Here is a 16,627-nt window from a genome sequence, read left to right on the forward strand (position 1 = left end):
CGATGCGTTACAAATCGAATCTAGCTCACAACTGATACCTTCAGGGTATCGATAAAAAAAGGCCCGCCATGACCACGCCGACCATCTCTCGCAGCCTGCTCAATCGCCTGCGCTACAAGCATCTGCACATGTTGGTGACGCTCAGCACCAGCCAGAACCTGCATCGCGCTTCGCAAAGCCTGAACATGTCGCAACCGGCGGCAACCCGCATGCTCCATGAGATTGAAGACATGTTTGGTTGCGACCTGTTCGAACGTTTGCCTCGGGGCATGCGCCCGACGGCGCTGGGCCAGGAACTGATTCGCTTCGCCGAGGCGGCCATCAGTGGCCTCGACCGCTGCGCCGAGGACCTGATGGCGCGGCAGCAGGGTGGCTACGGCTATCTGTCCATCGGCACCATCATGGGCGCGGCGCCGGGGCTGGTGATGGATTCGATCGCCGAAATCAAGTCGCTCAATCCGCAGTTGCGGATTCGCATCATGGGCGACACCAGTGACCAGGTGATCCAGTTGTTGGAGCAGGGGCGCATCGACCTCGCCATCGCCCGGCGCAATGCCGCCACCGACAGTGAGCATTATGTCTTCGAGCAACTGGGCAATGAGCGCCTGCTGGTGGTGGTGCATGCCGGCCACCCGCTGGCACGGCACAAAAAACTGGACATGGCCGAGTTGGTCAACGACTGGCCGTGGATCCTGCAACCGGAAACCAGCCCGGCGCGCATCGGTCTGGATCAGGCGTTGCAACGCCTGGCGTTGCCGTTGCCGGCGGACATCATCGAGTGCAGTTCGGTGTACTCCATGCAGCAACTGATTCAACTGACCGACGCGATCATGGTCCTGTCGGAAACCGCATTGCGCGACTATCTTAAAATGGGCTTGGTGGTGGCGCTGCCGGTGGAGCTGGATGTGCAAATGGCACCCTTCGGGCTGCTGTTGCGCAAGGGCGAGCACATCAGCCGGGAGTTGGGGTTGTTCATCGATCTGCTGCGTCGAAAAGTCGCGGTTTTTTGATTCCTTGGTCAGTTTTTAGTTTTCCGCAAAGGCATAAGCCTATAAACTTAACCTTTCGGTCAGCTTTGCACGGTCAACAACAGCCCTTTGCATCGTCGAAAAGGGCCTCTGCAAGACTCGAGATTTCCAGAACATAACCAGAAGGGCGGACCCCATAACCGCCCAGAGGATGATCCATGTCCAACCGTGATATATCCCGGCGCTCGTTCCTTCAGGGCGGGCTGGTAGCGGGTGTGAGCGTGACGCTCACGCCATTGAGCAGCCAGGCGCTGGCCGCCTTGATGGAGAACAGCGTGACCGTGCCGTCCGAGCAGTGGCTCGGCAACAATGGCAAGGCGCGCGCCCGTAACGATGCCTTGTCCAAGGTCTGCGGCAGCAAGGTCTTTGCCCGCGATATCCGCGCCAAGGACATGCCGGGCTGGCCAGAGCAGCAAGGCCACGCCATGCTGCTGAAAACCATCAAGGCCGACCACATTTTTGCCGGCATCGACCTGTCGTGGCTCGATGCCGGGTTGCAGCCGGACCGCATCGTCACCGCCGAAGACCTGGTCAAGGACGGTATCGTGTTCCCTGAGGAGCACGCCCCGGATCCACTGCTGCCGGCCGGCAAGGTGCCGATGTTCATCGGTCATCCGGTGGCGATCCTGATCTGGAACGACTTCGAGCGCTTCCGTCAGGCCAAGAACCAACTCAAGTTCAATGACAAGGCAATCCGCTACGGCGAGAAAGTGCCGTTCTACGAAGGCGATCCCTACGGCAGCTTCCGCTACGTGCGCGTCGGCGGTGCGACCTCGGCCGACGAAGACGAGTTCGCCAGCCTCAAGGACTCGATCCTGTTCCCGATGCTGAAAAACCGTCGTCCGGTTTGGAACTCCCAACCGAACCTGCACGGCAATCTGACCGAGCGCGGGTTGTTCTACGCCGACCGCATGAAGCAGCAGATCGATACGCCGCCGGATAACTGGCTGGTGTTCGACGAGCGCTACAAGACCCCGTCGATCGAACCGGCCGCCCTGGAGCCGGACAACGGCAACGGCTGGTACGACCCGGCCACCAAGACCCTGCATTTCGTTGTCGCCACCCAGTGCCCGCTGGAAGCCGCGACCGAAACCGCGAAGATGATCGCGCCGTCGCGTTTCGGCCTGGCCAACCTGAACATGCACCCGGGTTACACCGTCGGTTACGGCTCGAAAGACCACAACATTTTCGTCTACTACGCAGCATTGGCGGCGTTGTACGGTGCCGGTGTGCCGGTGCGCCTGGCCAACGACCGCTACGAGCAGTTCCAGAGCGGCATCAAGCGTCACCCGTTCGACATTCGCTACCAATTGGCGGTGGACAAGAACGACTACAGCTTCAAGATCTTCCGCGCTGAAATGAGCGTCGACGGTGGCGGGCGCATCAACTACAGCCCGTCGGTGGCTGCGGTGGGCGCCACGGCCGCGCAATCGATCTACTACATGCCGCAGAACGACCTGCAGGTCACGGCTTATCATTCCCGCGCCGTTGAAGCCGGGTCGATGCGTGGCTACGGCACCCTGCAGAGCATGGCGTCGACCGAAATGATGGTCGACGAAATCGCCGATCGCCTCGGTGTCGATGCCATCGAACTGCGCCGCAAGAACGCACTGCGCTCGGGCATGAAAAACACCCAGGGCGCGATCCCGGCCGGTGCCTTGCGCCTGCACGAGATTCTCGACAAGGCGGCCGTCCACGACACCTGGAAAAACCGCGCTGCGATCAAGCAACAGCGCGAAGCCGCCGATCCGGACAACTGGTACGGCATTGGTTTCGCCATCTGCCAGAAAGACTTCGGCACCGGTTCCGAAGCGCCGATGGCCAGCATTGAATTCACCGCCGAAGGTCGCATCAGCCTGCGCCACATCGGCATCGAAATCGGCACCGGCATGTCCACCTCGCAAGCCATGGTCGTGGCCGATTTCCTCGGTCTCCCGGCGCACGAAGTGAAGACCGGCGAAACCGAATGGAAAGAGTTGCAGCTGATCAGTGGCGGCAACCCGTACATCATGAGCCAGGCCGAGCAGGACAACTTCCTGCGCAATCCGCGCTGGGTCGGCAAGGTGGCTTCGGCTTCGTCGGCCACCAACTCGGCGTACTACTTCAGCCACGCCACCCGTGAAGCGGCGCGTGTGCTGTTCAACCACGGCTTGTGGCCGGCGGCCATGGAAATCTGGCGACAAGGCCCTTACGGCGGCCAGGCCAACCCCTACGTGGTGCGCCGCGAAGACGCCCATTGGGTCGACGGCAAGCTCACCGCCAACGGTATGGAGCCACTGCCGTTTGCCATGTTGGCCAAGCGCGTTCACGAGCGTGGCCTGGTGAGCGGCGCCACCGTGCACGGTTTCAACCGCTGGAGCTGGGCCGAGGCCGAGTTCAGCATCGACGGCGTGCGTGAGCGTCTGCCGCTCGACGGCCTGGCCGTGAAGTACGGCGACGGTGCCCCGAGTGCGAAGAAGGCGCAGATGAACAGCGCCGGTTTCCATCTGCTGGACCGCCAGGGCATCGCCTACCCGGCGACCCAGTTGAACAACGCGGCGGTGACTTACTACAGCCCGGTCGCGACGCTGGTGGAAGTGAAGGTCAACAAGGGTTCGAACGAAGTGTCGGTGCTCAACCACCACTCGTGGGTCGAGTGCGGTCGGGTGCTGGTGGAAGAACTGGTCAAGGGTCAGCTCGAAGGCGGCATCGCCATGGGCATCGGTCATGCGCTGATGGAAGAGATGCCGCTGTACGAAGGCGGGCCGGGGGAGGGTGACTGGAACTTCAATCGTTATCGCCTGCCGATGGCGCGTCACGTTGCCGTGTGGAAACAGACGGCGGAGATCCTGCCGCCACTGTCGCCAAGCGATCCGTCCAAGGGCATCGCCGAGGTGGTGATGATCCCGGTGGTCGGCGCCATCGGCAACGCCGTGGCCCATGCCATCGGTAAACGTGTCCGCGACCTGCCTATCACTTCTGCACGCATCAAGGAGGCCCTCAATGGCTAACCGTCCGCTTCAACTGACCCTCAACGGTCAATCCGTCGGCCCGGTGGACATCCCTGATGACCTGCCGATGATCGACTACCTGCACGAATACAAGAACCTCACCGGTTCGCGCCTGGGCTGCGGCCAGGGCATCTGCCACGCCTGCGTGGTGATCGTCGACAACCCGGACGGCACCAGCGAAGAAGTGCGCACCTGCATCACCGGCGCGCACTATTTCGAAGGCAAGAAAGTACGGACCATCGAAGGCCATGCGACCCGCGACGAGCAGGGTAAGGTCACCGAGCTGAATCCGATCCAGCAGCGCTTCGTCGACGAATTCGCCTTCCAGTGCAGCTACTGCGCGCCGGGTTTCGTCAATGCCGCGACCGTGCTGGTGGAAAAGCTGCAGCGTCAGCCGATCGTCAAAAGCCAGCTGGAAAAAGTCATCGAGGACAGCCTGGGTCATCACATCTGCCGTTGCACCGGGTACGTGCGCTACTACAGCGCCACCCGCAACGTGCTGACCGATCTCGGCCTGGTCAAGGAGGGTTAAGCATGAAGCTTCTACTTAGCCGCCTGGCGTTGGCGGTTGGTCTGGCTGCGCCTGTGGTGGCGGCTCACGCCGATGATGCGCAGGTCAAGCAAGGCCAATACCTCGCCCGCGCTGCCGACTGCATGGCCTGCCACACCGCACCGGGCGGCGCGCCCTATGCGGGTGGTCTGCCGATCGTTTCGCCGTTCGGCACGATCTACGGCACCAACATCACCCCGAGCGAAGAGCACGGCATCGGCCTGTACAGCGATGACGAGTTTTTCGCCGCATTGACTGAAGGCAAGCGCCGCGATGGCGCGAACCTGTATCCGGCGATGCCCTACACCTCGTATCACCTGATGCCGCGAGCAGATTCCGACGCGATTCATGCCTACCTGAAAACCGTTGAGCCGATCGAGCGCGCCGCGCCGGTCACCAGCCTGAGCTTCCCGTTCAACGTGCGCCTGGGCCTGATGGGCTGGAACATGATGTACGGCAAGGACGTGAAGCTTGCGCCTGCCGAAGGCAAGAGCGAAGCCTGGAAGCGCGGCCAGTACATGGTCGACGTGCTCGGTCACTGTGGCGAGTGTCACACCCCACGCGGCTTGCCGGGTGCGATGCAGCAGGACAAGCGCATGACCGGTGGCATTCTCAATGGCTACCTGGCGCCGAGCCTGCTGGCCACTGACCTGGCGGCCCGTGGCTGGAATCATCAGGACCTGAGCTCGTTCCTCAAACACGGCATGAGCGCCCAGGGCACGATGTTCAACGAAATGTTCCCGGTGTTCCACAACAGCACCCAGGGCCTCAGCGATCCGGACCTGGCCGCGATGGCGACCTTCCTGCTCGGCGATCAGCCACCGGCGGCGAAAGTGCTCACCGAAGTGCCTGTGGACAAGCTGAGCCCGAGCGCCCAGCGCGGCCGTCAGGAATATTTGAATGTCTGCGCCGGTTGCCACGCTCCAGGTGGCGAAGGCAAGCCGCACATCGCCGTGGCCATGCGTGGCAATACCACGCTGCGCCTGGAAGACCCGCGCAACCTGGTACGGGTCATCGACGACGGTATCGGTGAGCAGAAATTCTCCGGGTTCGAGCACATGCAACCGATGCCTGGCTTCGCCCAGAAGCTGAGCGACGGGCAACTCACGGATCTGCTGAACTACCTGCGTCAGGGCTGGGGCGGTCAGCCGAATGATCTGGCTGTGAATGACGTGCAGAAGTTGCGGGTCGATGCGCCGCCGCTCGAGCACAAGGCCCACTGATATGCAGCATCTCGATCTGCAAGTGGTGCGCCGGGCGCTGGAGTGGTCGGTGGCCGGTCAGCGCATCTGGCTGTGTACGGTGCTGGCCACTTACGGCTCGGCGCCGCGCGCACCGGGTTCGCTGCTGGCGGTGAACACGCAGGGGCACTGGATTGGCTCGCTGTCTGGCGGCTGTGTCGAGGAAGACTTTCTCGAGCGAGTCGCCGAGGGCGCGTTTGAGCAGCCAGTCAGCGTTGTTCGTTACGGCGAAGGCGACGACCCACGCTCGCGCGTCAGCCTGCCATGCGGCGGGGTGCTCGATGTGCTGGTCGAGCAGCTGGAGGCCGAATGTGACGTACAAGCGCATCTGCGCGAGCTGGAGTCGGCACTGTTGGGCCGGCGTCGGTTGATCCGTGAAGTCGATCTGCAAAGTGGTGCGCGCAGTCTGTTCGATGATCGTGAGCAGGGTGTGCGTATCGAGCGCGAAATCGACCGGGTGCGCGTGCGCGTCGGTGCGGCCCAGCGCTTGCTGCTGGCCGGCTACTCCAGTGTCGCCCAGGCCTGTGCGGAGTTTGCCGTGGGCCTGGGTTTCGAGGTGATTCTGTGTGATCCGCGGGACGAAGTGCTGGAAGGCGTCGTGCTGGAAAACGTAGAGATTCGTCGCCAACTGCCGTCGGTGTTCATCGCCGATGGTGGTTGTCACAGCGACACGGCGGTGGTGGCGTTGACCCACGATCCACGTATCGATGACCTGGCGATGATGGAGGCGGTGCGCACCGAGGCGTTCTACATCGGCGTGATGGGCTCCATGCAGACCTCGCAAAAGCGCTTCGAGCGCTTGCGGCGCATTGGTGGTCTGGGGGATCTCGAGTTGGGGCGGATTCACGCACCCATCGGGCTGAATCTGGGCAGCAAGACGCCTGCGGAGATTGCCCTGGCGGTATTGGCCGATATCCTGCGGATTCGCAGCGGTATCCCACGAGATCGTCTCTAACCCCACAACATCTTTTGTTTTCTGCAACTGAAAGGGCCGCATCCAGTGTAATGCTGTTCACTGTAGGAGCGAGCTTGCTCGCGATGGTCGTTAACGATAACGCGTATTTACTGGCTAAACGCGGCGCTCTTGAGTGCATCGCGAGCAAGCTCGCTCCTACAGGCATTACGCATCCAGCGGCCCTTTTTGCATCTGTGGGTTACATGCCGAACCTGTCGCGCAATCCGTAATACCAGGCACCCAGCGCCGCGAACGGCGTACGCAGCATTTGTCCGCCGGGGAACGGGTAGTGGGGCAGGTCGGCAAAGGCGTCAAAACGCTCGGCCTGGCCGCGCAGGGCTTCGGCCAGCACCTTGCCCGCCAGGTGCGTATAGGTCACGCCATGGCCGCTGCAGCCCTGGGAATAGTAGATGTTGTCGCCCAGGCGCCCGACCTGAGGCAGGCGTGACAGGGTCAGCAGGAAGTTGCCGGTCCACGCGTAATCGATCTTCACGTCCTTGAGCTGCGGAAATGCCTTGAGCAGCTTCGGTCGAATGATCGCTTCGATGTTCGCCGGATCCCGCGCACCGTACACCACGCCACCACCGAAGATCAGGCGCTTGTCGCCGCTGAGGCGGTAGTAGTCGAGCAGGTAATTGCAGTCTTCGACGCAGTAATCCTGAGGCAGCAGGGTCTTGGCCAGTTCTTCGCCCAGTGGCTCGGTGGTAATCACTTGAGTGCCGCAAGGCATCGACTTGGCGGCCAGCTCCGGCACCAGATTGCCCAGATAAGCGTTGCCGGCAACGATGATGAATTTGGCCCTGACCTTGCCTTGCGGCGTGTGCACGACCGGGTTGGCGCCGCGCTCGATACGTACGGCTGGCGACTGCTCATAAATCGTCCCGCCCAGGGATTCGACCGCAGCAGCTTCGCCCAGCGCCAAGTTGAGCGGATGAATGTGCCCGCCACTCATGTCGAGCATGCCGCCGACGTACTGATCGCAGGCGACCACCTCACGAATGCGGCGTTGATCCATCAGCTCGAGCTGGGTATGACCGAATCGCTCCCAGAGGCGCTTCTGCGACTCCAGATGACCCATCTGTTTGGCGGTCATGGCGGCGAATACACCACCGTCTTTCAAGTCGCACTGAATGTTGTATTTGGCGACCCGCTCACGAATGATCCGGCCACCTTCAAAGGCCATCTGCCCCAGCAATTGAGCCTGCTTGGGGCCGACCGTGCGCTCGATGACATCAATGTCGCGGCTATAGCTGTTAACGATCTGCCCGCCATTACGCCCGGACGCCCCGAAACCCACCCTGGCGGCCTCGAGCACCGTGACCTTGAAGCCGTTCTCCAGCAGAAACAGGGCAGAGGACAGCCCCGTATAACCGGCGCCAATCACACAGACATCGGTCTCGACGTCATCCTGCAACGCTGGGCGCGGCGGAACCGCATTGGCCGATGCGGCGTAGTAGGACTCGGGGTAGGGAGTGTTAGCCATCCGGCAGCCTCTGTTTAATATATTTTACGAGTGCATTGATCCTACCCGAGTTGAAAATCGCCCGCCAGCCACCCGGAAAATCTTCTTTGCAGCGGCAAAATTAAATATTTTGCATATTCATAGGGTTAGCGCGAAAAAAGGTGTTGACACCCCTCCGGAATTCCGTAGAATGCCGCCTCACAGCAGGCACGTAGCTCAGTTGGTTAGAGCACCACCTTGACATGGTGGGGGTCGTTGGTTCGAGTCCAATCGCGCCTACCAAACAAAATCCGCTCTGCTGGGCGGTCTGGAAGGGCTCACCGAAAGGTGGGCCCTTTTTTGTTGTCTGGTGTTTGGGCAAACGACTACTGCGCTAGATCTTCAGGTCGGCTTTCACCTTCATGTAAACCACCGCGTCATCACCGTGCCGTGTCCTTGAAGGGTGTCCTGGAGCCCCGGCGTTTGGGGGGATGCAACCCAAAACTTAGGGTCAGCGAACCCCTTGTTGGGGGATTTTTCACGACTCGAACAGAGCGTTTTAGCGCAATCACCGGGCCTGGACTTACCTATGCCAAATGGCTTGGATTTTGCTCAGGTGCTCTTACTCAAGCATTCTTTGAATGCGGTATCCGGAGAATCGAGCCATGTGGGCAAAAACTCTGCTTCTCGGCGTGGTGTTTGGAATCGGGATCGTTACTAGCGGCCTGGCGACCAGCATGATCCTGATTTGGTGCGAGTTGTGTTAACCACCGTCCCTTCTGCTTCAGGCAGCCAGTCACTCTGGCGCCATGAGCACCGCAAGCGTCATCTTGATGAACTTCTCATGCTTGTCGATGGCTTCGAGAGCTACGCGCGCGTTGTCGGCGACATCGGCTGATCCTGCGTGCGACGATTACTGAGCGGATACCTGACAACCAGGGTTTGCCGAGTAATCGTTCAGATCGTCGCCTGCCTCGATGGAAGTCAGTGGGCAAAGGCCGCTGCAAGGCCGTGATGCCCCTCCTGCATTCCCGCAATCAAATGCAGTGGGATGTTCTGCTGTACTTCAATGGACGGTACCTCGAAGCTTCCTACAATCTGGAGGTGTCGCTCGCTCAGTTCAGTCGACTCTGCTGCCTTTTCCTTAGCCATTCGCGCGTGGTTCATTGCGATTTCGTTGAGCGTTGACACGTTACATCTCCCGGTGACTGACCAAGCGTATCGCTGGAGTCCTTAAGCATTGATTGAATGGCTGCAGCGTCAGAATTATGTCGTTCCCGCGCTGCTACGCGCGATCTCTGCAATCCTCAAGCCACGGACCCAGGGGAACTCCTCGTAGTGTTTTCACAGGCGACGAATGGCGGGTCACTGTCGATGGTGGTCCGGATTCTTTGCCATTCAGGCGTAAACTGGTGGGGCTGCCTCATTGAAAGGAGCCGCCTATGAACGTCGATCAAATCAGCAAGCAGGCATCTGTGGACAAGGCCGTCTGGGACCAATATTTCTGCGCTGCATTGATTGCCGAAAGCAATCTGACAGCCCCGGTTGTGGGTGGTGCTACGCACGAAGACAGGCAGAACCTGTTGATCGAGAGGGCCAGGGCGCTGGCCGACAAAATGATGGAAAACCGGAAGTAACCAGAGCCCAGCCATCGCGCTGGGCTCTTTGCATGCGGGGGTGTTCCGATGCCGGTGATGTGCGTGTTGCGGTTCAAGCGATCAGCTCTACCTTGCCGCTCGCCAGGCGATAGACACCTCCCACGATCTTCAGCAGGCCCTTGCTCTGCGCATCGGTCAGCAAGGGTGAGGCCTGTTTCAGGCTGTTGACCGAATTTTTGACGTTCTGCGCGGTGGCGTTTTCCATCAGGCTCCCGGGTTGCTTGAGCACTGCCTCGATAGCCGACTTGAGTGCATCGGTCAGCTTCGGAATATGGCCGGGGAAAACCGTCTTGTCCTTGACGGCCTTGATACCGGCCTCGATAGCGCCGCAGCTTTCATGACCGAGTACGAGAATCAGCGGCGCGCCAAGCACGGCAACCCCGTATTCAAGACTGGCCAGGCCTTCCGGGGTCACGAAGTTGCCCGCGACGCGGATGGAGAAAAGATCGCCTCGCGCGGTATCAAACGCATATTCCGGGGCGATCCGCGAGTCAGAGCAGCTCAGTACTGCCACGAACGGATTTTGACCGGACACCAGGGCCTCTCGCTCAGCCTTGAAGTCATGCGTCTTGGAAGTGCCGTTTACATATCGCTCATTGCCCTCCATCAGTCTTTTCAATGCCATATCGGGACTGATTGCATTTTGAGGTTTTGGTGGGGCTGTCGCTTTTTCGGCTGCCTGGATGAGCTTGCCGGGCAGTGTGCCGGTCAGCAGCAGGGCGCCTGCGCTCAATCCGGCAAATTGAAGAAAACGACGACGGCCTGTTGTGTTTGAAGCAGAGCTTGAATCACATGATTCACACATGATTTTGTTTACTCAGTTCAATGCGGTGAGAGTGAGTTGCGGTTGGGGCTGGTGTTGCCACGGACGCTCGAAACCAGCGCAGTGGAGTTTAGTTGGTCTGTCATATTGTGTACCGGACTTTGTCCGCAGGTGCCGTGCAAGCTGTCACTTCATGGGCTACTACTGACTGGCTCACACACATTCGACCTGGCAGGAGTTTCTCGATGCTCACTCACTGGTTTCTGGCGGCGGTTCATCTTCTGGCAATGGCCTTGGGATTTTGGGCGGTGCTGGTTCGAGGCACGGCTTTGCGGCGCCTGGCCGATGGGGCCGCAGAAGTGCGTAGTGTTTTGATGGCGGATAATATCTGGGGTATTTCAGCGGTCGTTTTGCTGATCAGCGGGGGGATGCGCGCCTTTGGCGGGTACGAGAAAGGCGCCGACTATTACCTGCACCAGCCGCTGTTTCATCTGAAGATGACGCTGTTCGTGCTGATCCTGCTGCTGGAGATTGCGCCAATGGTGACGCTGATCAAATGGCGGATAGCGCTTGCCCGTAAAGTGTCTGTCGATACCGGCCGTGCGAAGCTGTTTGCACGGATCAGTCATGTCGAGGCGCTGTTGCTGCTGTTGATGGTGGTGGCGGCGACTGGCATGGCGCGAGGCGTGATGTTTGGTTGATCACGCAGCGAACGCATCCTTCCTTGGGATAAACCGGAAAAGTCTGACAGCCAGGGCATTGAGCTTGCCGCTAGTATCGAACCCCTTGTGGATTGCAGGGCAGAGGCGATGCTGAATCTTTAGCCAGCCGTGGTTCCAGACTGAACGGGCTGGCTAGTGACTGCAGCAGGATTCAGGATTGCGGCTTTTCCGGAGCGGTCAGGCCGGCCTGAATACGCTGGTAAATTTCTTCACGATGCACTGCAACGTCCTTCGGAGCGTTGATGCCGATCCTGACTTGCTGGCCGCTTACGCCCAGGATGGTGATCGTAATGTCATCACCGATATTAATGCTTTCACCGACTTTGCGGGTGAGTATCAGCATGGTCTTCTCCTTGATTGCTTTGTGGGGCACCTGATTCGGACAGTGCAGAAGTCGGTGGTATGTATAGATTAGTGCGAAGTCTCAGAGTTTGGGTGCCTCTTTCTGACGCGCAGATGTGGCATTAATTCCCAAGGCGTAACTATACAGAGGCCGCATCCATGATTCTCGTTGTTTTGAGCCCATTTTACGGCTCTCGTGAAGTATTCATGGATGTTAAAATCCCCGCTTTAAGCATTTAGAGGGAAGCGCCGTGCACAAAATGGTCTTGGTATTCGCGATATTGGCACTGGCGGGATGTGGTGAGGGCAACAGTGTGGATGCACCGAAGCCCAAACCGGCCATGGCCACCGTGCCGGCGCCGGTGTCCGGCCCACAATGGGATCTTGAAGTGCGAGGTGAAACCCCTCAGGCGGTCAGCGATTTGAGTGGCTGGCTGATCGAGCATAGTTTCATGTCGAGCATCCTCAAGGAAAATGGCAATACGCGAATCCTGATGGGGCCGTTCAATTCGAAAGCCGAGGCCGAAGCCAAACAGGATGAAGTCCGTGCGGCGCTCACTCGCGCCAAGAAACAGAACATCGAATTGCTGGTGCTTGAGCGACCGGCCGCTCAATAACATTCAGTAGCGCAGACGTCAGAGCAACTAAAAAGGCCTCGGGGTTCAGCCCCGAGGCCTTTTTTGTTTCGGGTATTGCGCCTGGATTCAGCCGCAGGCCTTCATGTCTACCGGGCCGACAAACTCGTTGCCGCGCCCCATGACGCACCCCACGCTCTGGTTGCGTTGGCGTTCCCAGGCCTGGACCGGATAGGTTTTGTCCCAGGCTTCGTACAGTTGCCGATCCTGTTTCGACAGGCGCAAACCATACTGTTTGCTCATGTAGAAGTAGGTCCGGGCGATCATGCCGCGAATGGAAGGGCGGGGCATGACTTTCTTGGCCTTGAAGTCGATCTGGGTCAGGCACGAACCATACTGCCCAGACTGTTCGGGCAGCCAACCGAAACTGAAGTTGCTGCGATCGCCATTGACCTCGCCAATGCTGGGCACCAGGTTGTGCAAATCAGCTTCGGCCTTCTGGTAAACCGGATCGTAGCGGGTGCAGTTCTTGCGACCGCCCTCTTGCCAGCACTGGCGTTGATGGCCGATCTGCCAGGCCGGAACGATATGCTCCCACTCGATGCGGGATGCACGCTTGGCATTTTTACGCGGCACATAGCCGCAGGCGGCCAGATTCACCTGGTTGCCGGTGTACTTGCAGCCACAATAAAACTCGGTGGATTGGGGGGCGTAGAGCTTCCAGGCGACCTTTTTCGCTTCAGAGAAGGTGCGCGGAGCATCGGCTTGCGCGCCCATGACAAAAAACACAAACAACAAAGCAAACCAGCGGGCACTCATCGACTCAATCTTCCTTCGGCACAACCCAGAAAATCTGCACGCCGCCATCGTCGCGGTAGGCGAGGGTGACGTTGTCGTTCTCGTCGATTTCTTCCAGCAAGCGTTCCCATTCATCCACCGGCTCGTCAGGCAGGCGGAAGATCAGTGCTGCCCGGGCCTTTTGTGCGGTGGGGGAGTTGATGATTTTCTGAACGCGCAGGCCCATGCGTACATAGGTGTCGGGAGAGGTAGAGGTGGTGTCCACAGGATTATCCTTATTAAGCTGTACGTGCATACAGTATTTAACTGTACGCCATTTCGCAACTGCTTAAAAATCAAGAGAATCCTCTGACAGCGGTTTACTGCATTTGGCGTAAGGCGAAGGAAGTTTTTTTGTCAGATCGAGCGGCGCCACTCGCCAGGGCTGGCGAATGGTGCACGGGGTGCCCGACCGGATCGGTCGGGCGAGGGTGAATCAGTATTCCCAGAACATCCGCTGCAGCTCTTTGCTGTCATTGGTCTTGGTCAACGCGACCATCGCCAGGATCCGCGCCTTTTGCGGGTTCAGATCGTGGGCCACGACCCAGTCGTATTTGTCGTCAGGCTGTTCGGCGTTGCGCAATACAAAGCCGCCGGCGTTGACATGGGAGGAGCGAATGATCTGCACGCCGTCCTTGCGCAGGGCTTGCAGGGCAGGGACCACTCGCGACGATACCGAGCCATTGCCGGTGCCGGCGTGGATGATGGCTTTGGCGCCCGATTGAGCGAGGGCTTTGTAGGCGGTATCGCTGACGTTGCCGTAGGAGTAGGCGATCTCGACGTCAGGCAGGCTCTTGATGGTCTTGATGTCGAATTCGGAATCCATGGTGTGGCGCTTGGCTGGCAAGCGGAACCAGTAGGACTTGCCTTCTACCACCATGCCCAACGGACCCCAGGCGCTTTTAAACGCTTCGGTCTTGATGTTGATCATTTTGCTGACGTCGCGACCCGACTGGATTTCATCGTTCATGGTCACCAGTACGCCCTTGCCCCGCGCATCTTTGCTGCTGGCCACGGCCACCGCGTTGTACAGGTTGAGCATGCCATCGGCGGACATCGCAGTGCCCGGGCGCATGGAGCCCACGACGATGATCGGCTTATCGGTTTTTTCCACCAGGTTCAGGAAGTACGCCGTTTCTTCCAGGGTATCGGTGCCGTGGGTGATCACGATGCCATCGACGTCGTTGCTGTCGGCCAGTTCGGCTACGCGGCGGCCCAGTTGCAGGAGGTTTTCGTTGGTGATGCTTTCGGAAGCGATTTGCATGACTTGTTCGCCGCGAACGTTCGCCAGTTGGCTCAGTTCTGGAACGCCGGCGATCAGCTGTTCAATGCCGACTTTCGCTGCTTGATAGGTTGCGCTGTTGGCGGCGCTGGCCCCTGCGCCGGCAATGGTGCCACCGGTGGCGAGAATCACCACGTTGGCCAGTTTCTGTTGGGTTTCGGCTTCTTTGGCCTGTAGGGCGGTAGGCAGAAGCAGTAGCAGGGCCAAGGCGCCCGGAACAAAGGTCTTGAATGCAGATGTCATTATTTTTCTCTTCTAGTTGTGAGACGGTGCAGATGCAGGTTCATCTAGATGCGCCCCGGGCGAATCTGAACGCCGGAGGTATGAGGAGAAGAGCAGGATCTGTACCAGTAACACCCTGAATCGAAAAACACGCCTAACTTAATGATTTGTAATGGTATTGCAGTTTGTGTCCGGAGGCGGTTTCCGCTCCTGACGTCCGGATTGCCGAACATGTGTGTCTTTTGCGTTCGGCTCTCCGAAAAGGATGGCAGTCCTGTTTAAGATTTAAACGCGTCAAATCGTCGTGACCGACTCAAGAAAAGCGCTAGTCGGTCGATGCTCCTTCAAGGGATCTATTTCTGCAGGAGCTCACATGTCGTTATCTATTGGCTTCCCGAATACCGCGGGCATCACCATCGGGGGGACGTCTGCGGCGACCATTCGTGCTGTGGGCGATGTGACAGGGGATACGGCTGCCAACGCGCGGGGTGTAAAGGAAGGCGACGGCACCCAGGTTAAAACCGCTCCGGTAGGCCTGAGAGAAAGTGCCGGTGCATCGGCCGAATCGGAAACGAGCGATAACACCAGCGTGGCGGTGAAGGTCTTGCTCAAGCGCCTGAAGGAACTGCAACAGCAATTGCGTGAGCAACAGCAGCAACTGGCGCAGGCCCAGGCAGCGTCCTATCCGACTCCGGAAGCCAAGACCACCGCGGTAGCGGCCATTCAGGGGCAGGTTGCCGAAACCACCGGTGCCATCCTGCAAGTGAGCGCGAGTCTGATCAAGGAGCTGACCAAGGGTTCTGGCACGGGATCGGTGGTCAACACTACGGCATGAGATGCATGCCGTTTTTTCGCTGAACATCTCTGAAAGCACTTTTCAGGTCGTTGACAAATACCGGCAGGGTTCGCATAGTTTGGTTCACGCAAACGTTTGCGCGACCCACGCTGATGGCATTCCATCACTGTGGGTCGTGAAGCTTACGCCAGCGCAAGCGTTGCTCACAATAATCATAAGATCGGAGTGAACCCATGAAGCTGCCATTCGCTGGACGTCTTCTCGCTGTCGCTATGCTGGCTGCCGCATCCGCTGCATTGCCTGTCTCTTCAGCCTTCGCTGAAACCACTGAAAAACCGAAAGTCGCCCTGGTCATGAAATCCCTGGCCAACGAGTTCTTCCTGACCATGGAAGACGGCGCCAAGGCCTACCAGAAAGATCACTCCGGCGAATTCGACCTGATCTCCAACGGCATCAAGGATGAAACCGACACCGCCGGCCAGACGCGGATCGTCGAGCAGATGATCCTGGCCAAGGTCAATGCGCTGGTGATTGCGCCGGCAGACTCCAAAGCCATGGTGCCGGTGATCAAGAAAGCCATCGATGCCGGTATCACCGTGATCAACATCGACAACCAGCTGGACCCCGCCGTCGTCAAAAGCAAGAACATCAATGTTCCGTTCGTAGGCCCGGACAACCGCAAGGGCGCGCGGCTGGTGGGTGATTACCTGGCCAAACAACTGAAGGCCGGTGACGAAGTCGGCATCATCGAGGGTGTGTCCACCACCACCAATGCCCAGCAGCGCACTGCAGGTTTCAAGGATGCGATGGAGGCGGCGCAGATCAAGGTCGTGTCCCTGCAATCCGGTGACTGGGAGATCGACAAGGGCAACAAGGTGGCCGCGTCGATTCTCAGCGAATACCCGCAAACCAAGGCCCTGTTGGCTGGCAATGACAGCATGGCGGTTGGTGCAGTGTCTGCGGTACGCGCCGCGGGCAAGGCCGGCAAGGTGCAAGTGGTCGGCTACGACAACATCAACGCCATTCAGCCGATGCTCAAGGATGGTCGGGTGCTGGCCACCGCAGACCAGTTTGCGGCCAAACAGGCAGTGTTCGGCATCGAGACGGCCTTGAAAATTCTCAAGGGCGAGAAGGTCGACGGCGGCGCCAATGGCGTGATCGAAACGCCGGTAGAGCTGGTCACCAAATAACCTTCTGGCGACGCAACGGCGCTCGTCCAGCTGGA

Annotated in this window: 17 protein-coding genes and 1 tRNA gene; 11 read left to right on the top strand and 7 right to left on the bottom strand. The window is 59.2% G+C overall.

What is annotated here, in order from left to right; translation table 11 throughout:
• Positions 1 to 68 precede the first annotated feature (68 nt).
• The 5 genes from QMK54_RS10250 to QMK54_RS10270 all read left to right on the top strand — a co-directional run bounded on the left by QMK54_RS10250 (position 69) and on the right by QMK54_RS10270 (position 6,764).
• Positions 69 to 1,010, top strand: coding sequence for a LysR family transcriptional regulator (locus QMK54_RS10250; protein ID WP_320402444.1), 942 nt, complete (start codon positions 69 to 71; stop codon positions 1,008 to 1,010).
• 176 nt (positions 1,011 to 1,186) lie between these two features.
• The gene (locus QMK54_RS10255) at positions 1,187 to 4,018 is read left to right on the top strand and encodes a xanthine dehydrogenase family protein molybdopterin-binding subunit (protein ID WP_320402445.1); all 2,832 of its coding nucleotides are present in this window, start codon (positions 1,187 to 1,189) and stop codon (positions 4,016 to 4,018) included.
• The gene (locus tag QMK54_RS10260; RefSeq protein ID WP_007982256.1) at positions 4,011 to 4,550 is read left to right on the top strand and encodes a (2Fe-2S)-binding protein; all 540 of its coding nucleotides are present in this window, start codon (positions 4,011 to 4,013) and stop codon (positions 4,548 to 4,550) included. Before QMK54_RS10255 ends, QMK54_RS10260 begins: the two co-directional genes overlap by 8 nt.
• A 2-nt stretch (positions 4,551 to 4,552) precedes the next feature.
• A complete protein-coding gene (locus QMK54_RS10265) occupies positions 4,553 to 5,791 on the top strand; it encodes a cytochrome c (RefSeq protein ID WP_320402446.1) in 1,239 nt (412 codons plus the stop codon).
• A gap of 1 nt (position 5,792) precedes the next feature.
• A complete protein-coding gene (locus QMK54_RS10270) occupies positions 5,793 to 6,764 on the top strand; it encodes an XdhC family protein (RefSeq protein ID WP_320402447.1) in 972 nt (323 codons plus the stop codon).
• Between the two features lie 199 nt (positions 6,765 to 6,963).
• On the opposite strand, the gene QMK54_RS10275 is transcribed toward QMK54_RS10270, so the two are convergent.
• Entirely contained in the window at positions 6,964 to 8,247 is a 1,284-nt protein-coding gene (locus QMK54_RS10275) for an NAD(P)/FAD-dependent oxidoreductase (protein ID WP_110656683.1), read from the bottom strand.
• A 184-nt stretch (positions 8,248 to 8,431) separates the two neighbouring features.
• Between QMK54_RS10275 and QMK54_RS10280 the strand changes: the two genes are divergently transcribed.
• Positions 8,432 to 8,508: transfer RNA gene (locus QMK54_RS10280), tRNA-Val, on the top strand.
• Positions 8,509 to 9,189: 681 nt separating this feature from the next.
• Here QMK54_RS10280 and QMK54_RS10285 read toward each other — a convergent pair.
• Complete coding sequence (locus QMK54_RS10285) at positions 9,190 to 9,396, bottom strand: hypothetical protein (RefSeq protein WP_320402448.1); 207 nt, start codon at positions 9,394 to 9,396, stop codon at positions 9,190 to 9,192.
• A 251-nt stretch (positions 9,397 to 9,647) separates the two neighbouring features.
• Here QMK54_RS10285 and QMK54_RS10290 point away from each other — a divergent pair, with 251 nt between their 5' ends.
• Positions 9,648 to 9,842, top strand: coding sequence for a hypothetical protein (locus QMK54_RS10290; protein ID WP_110656680.1), 195 nt, complete (start codon positions 9,648 to 9,650; stop codon positions 9,840 to 9,842).
• Between the two features lie 73 nt (positions 9,843 to 9,915).
• On the opposite strand, the gene QMK54_RS10295 is transcribed toward QMK54_RS10290, so the two are convergent.
• A complete protein-coding gene (locus QMK54_RS10295; RefSeq protein ID WP_110656678.1) occupies positions 9,916 to 10,668 on the bottom strand; it encodes a carbonic anhydrase in 753 nt (250 codons plus the stop codon).
• A 203-nt stretch (positions 10,669 to 10,871) separates the two neighbouring features.
• On the opposite strand from QMK54_RS10295, the gene QMK54_RS10300 reads away from it, so the two are divergent.
• Entirely contained in the window at positions 10,872 to 11,327 is a 456-nt protein-coding gene (locus tag QMK54_RS10300; RefSeq protein ID WP_110656676.1) for a DUF2214 family protein, read from the top strand.
• 172 nt (positions 11,328 to 11,499) lie between these two features.
• Here the strand turns inward: QMK54_RS10300 and csrA are convergent, their stop codons facing one another.
• Positions 11,500 to 11,691, bottom strand: coding sequence for a carbon storage regulator CsrA (csrA, locus tag QMK54_RS10305; protein WP_007975691.1), 192 nt, complete (start codon positions 11,689 to 11,691; stop codon positions 11,500 to 11,502).
• Between the two features lie 250 nt (positions 11,692 to 11,941).
• On the opposite strand from csrA, the gene QMK54_RS10310 reads away from it, so the two are divergent.
• The gene (locus QMK54_RS10310) at positions 11,942 to 12,307 is read left to right on the top strand and encodes an SPOR domain-containing protein (protein ID WP_223592929.1); all 366 of its coding nucleotides are present in this window, start codon (positions 11,942 to 11,944) and stop codon (positions 12,305 to 12,307) included.
• An 87-nt stretch (positions 12,308 to 12,394) separates the two neighbouring features.
• On the opposite strand, the gene QMK54_RS10315 is transcribed toward QMK54_RS10310, so the two are convergent.
• The 3 genes from QMK54_RS10315 to QMK54_RS10325 all read right to left on the bottom strand — a co-directional run bounded on the left by QMK54_RS10315 (position 12,395) and on the right by QMK54_RS10325 (position 14,627).
• Positions 12,395 to 13,084, bottom strand: coding sequence for an endonuclease I family protein (locus tag QMK54_RS10315; RefSeq protein ID WP_320402449.1), 690 nt, complete (start codon positions 13,082 to 13,084; stop codon positions 12,395 to 12,397).
• Positions 13,085 to 13,088: 4 nt separating this feature from the next.
• Positions 13,089 to 13,358, bottom strand: a complete 270-nt coding sequence (locus QMK54_RS10320) for a DUF1654 domain-containing protein (RefSeq protein WP_110656670.1) — start codon at positions 13,356 to 13,358, stop codon at positions 13,089 to 13,091.
• 180 nt (positions 13,359 to 13,538) lie between these two features.
• Entirely contained in the window at positions 13,539 to 14,627 is a 1,089-nt protein-coding gene (locus QMK54_RS10325) for an asparaginase (protein WP_110656668.1), read from the bottom strand.
• 352 nt (positions 14,628 to 14,979) lie between these two features.
• Between QMK54_RS10325 and QMK54_RS10330 the strand changes: the two genes are divergently transcribed.
• Both QMK54_RS10330 and QMK54_RS10335 read left to right on the top strand, forming a co-directional pair.
• Positions 14,980 to 15,441 (top strand): hypothetical protein, encoded by a 462-nt coding sequence (locus QMK54_RS10330; RefSeq protein ID WP_320402450.1) that lies wholly within the window; start codon positions 14,980 to 14,982, stop codon positions 15,439 to 15,441.
• A 194-nt stretch (positions 15,442 to 15,635) separates the two neighbouring features.
• A complete protein-coding gene (locus QMK54_RS10335; RefSeq protein WP_057715547.1) occupies positions 15,636 to 16,592 on the top strand; it encodes a sugar ABC transporter substrate-binding protein in 957 nt (318 codons plus the stop codon).
• The last annotated feature ends 35 nt before the right edge of the window (positions 16,593 to 16,627 follow it).

Origin of the sequence: Pseudomonas sp. P5_109 (genome assembly GCF_034009455.1) — a bacterium.
GTDB lineage: Bacteria > Pseudomonadota > Gammaproteobacteria > Pseudomonadales > Pseudomonadaceae > Aquipseudomonas.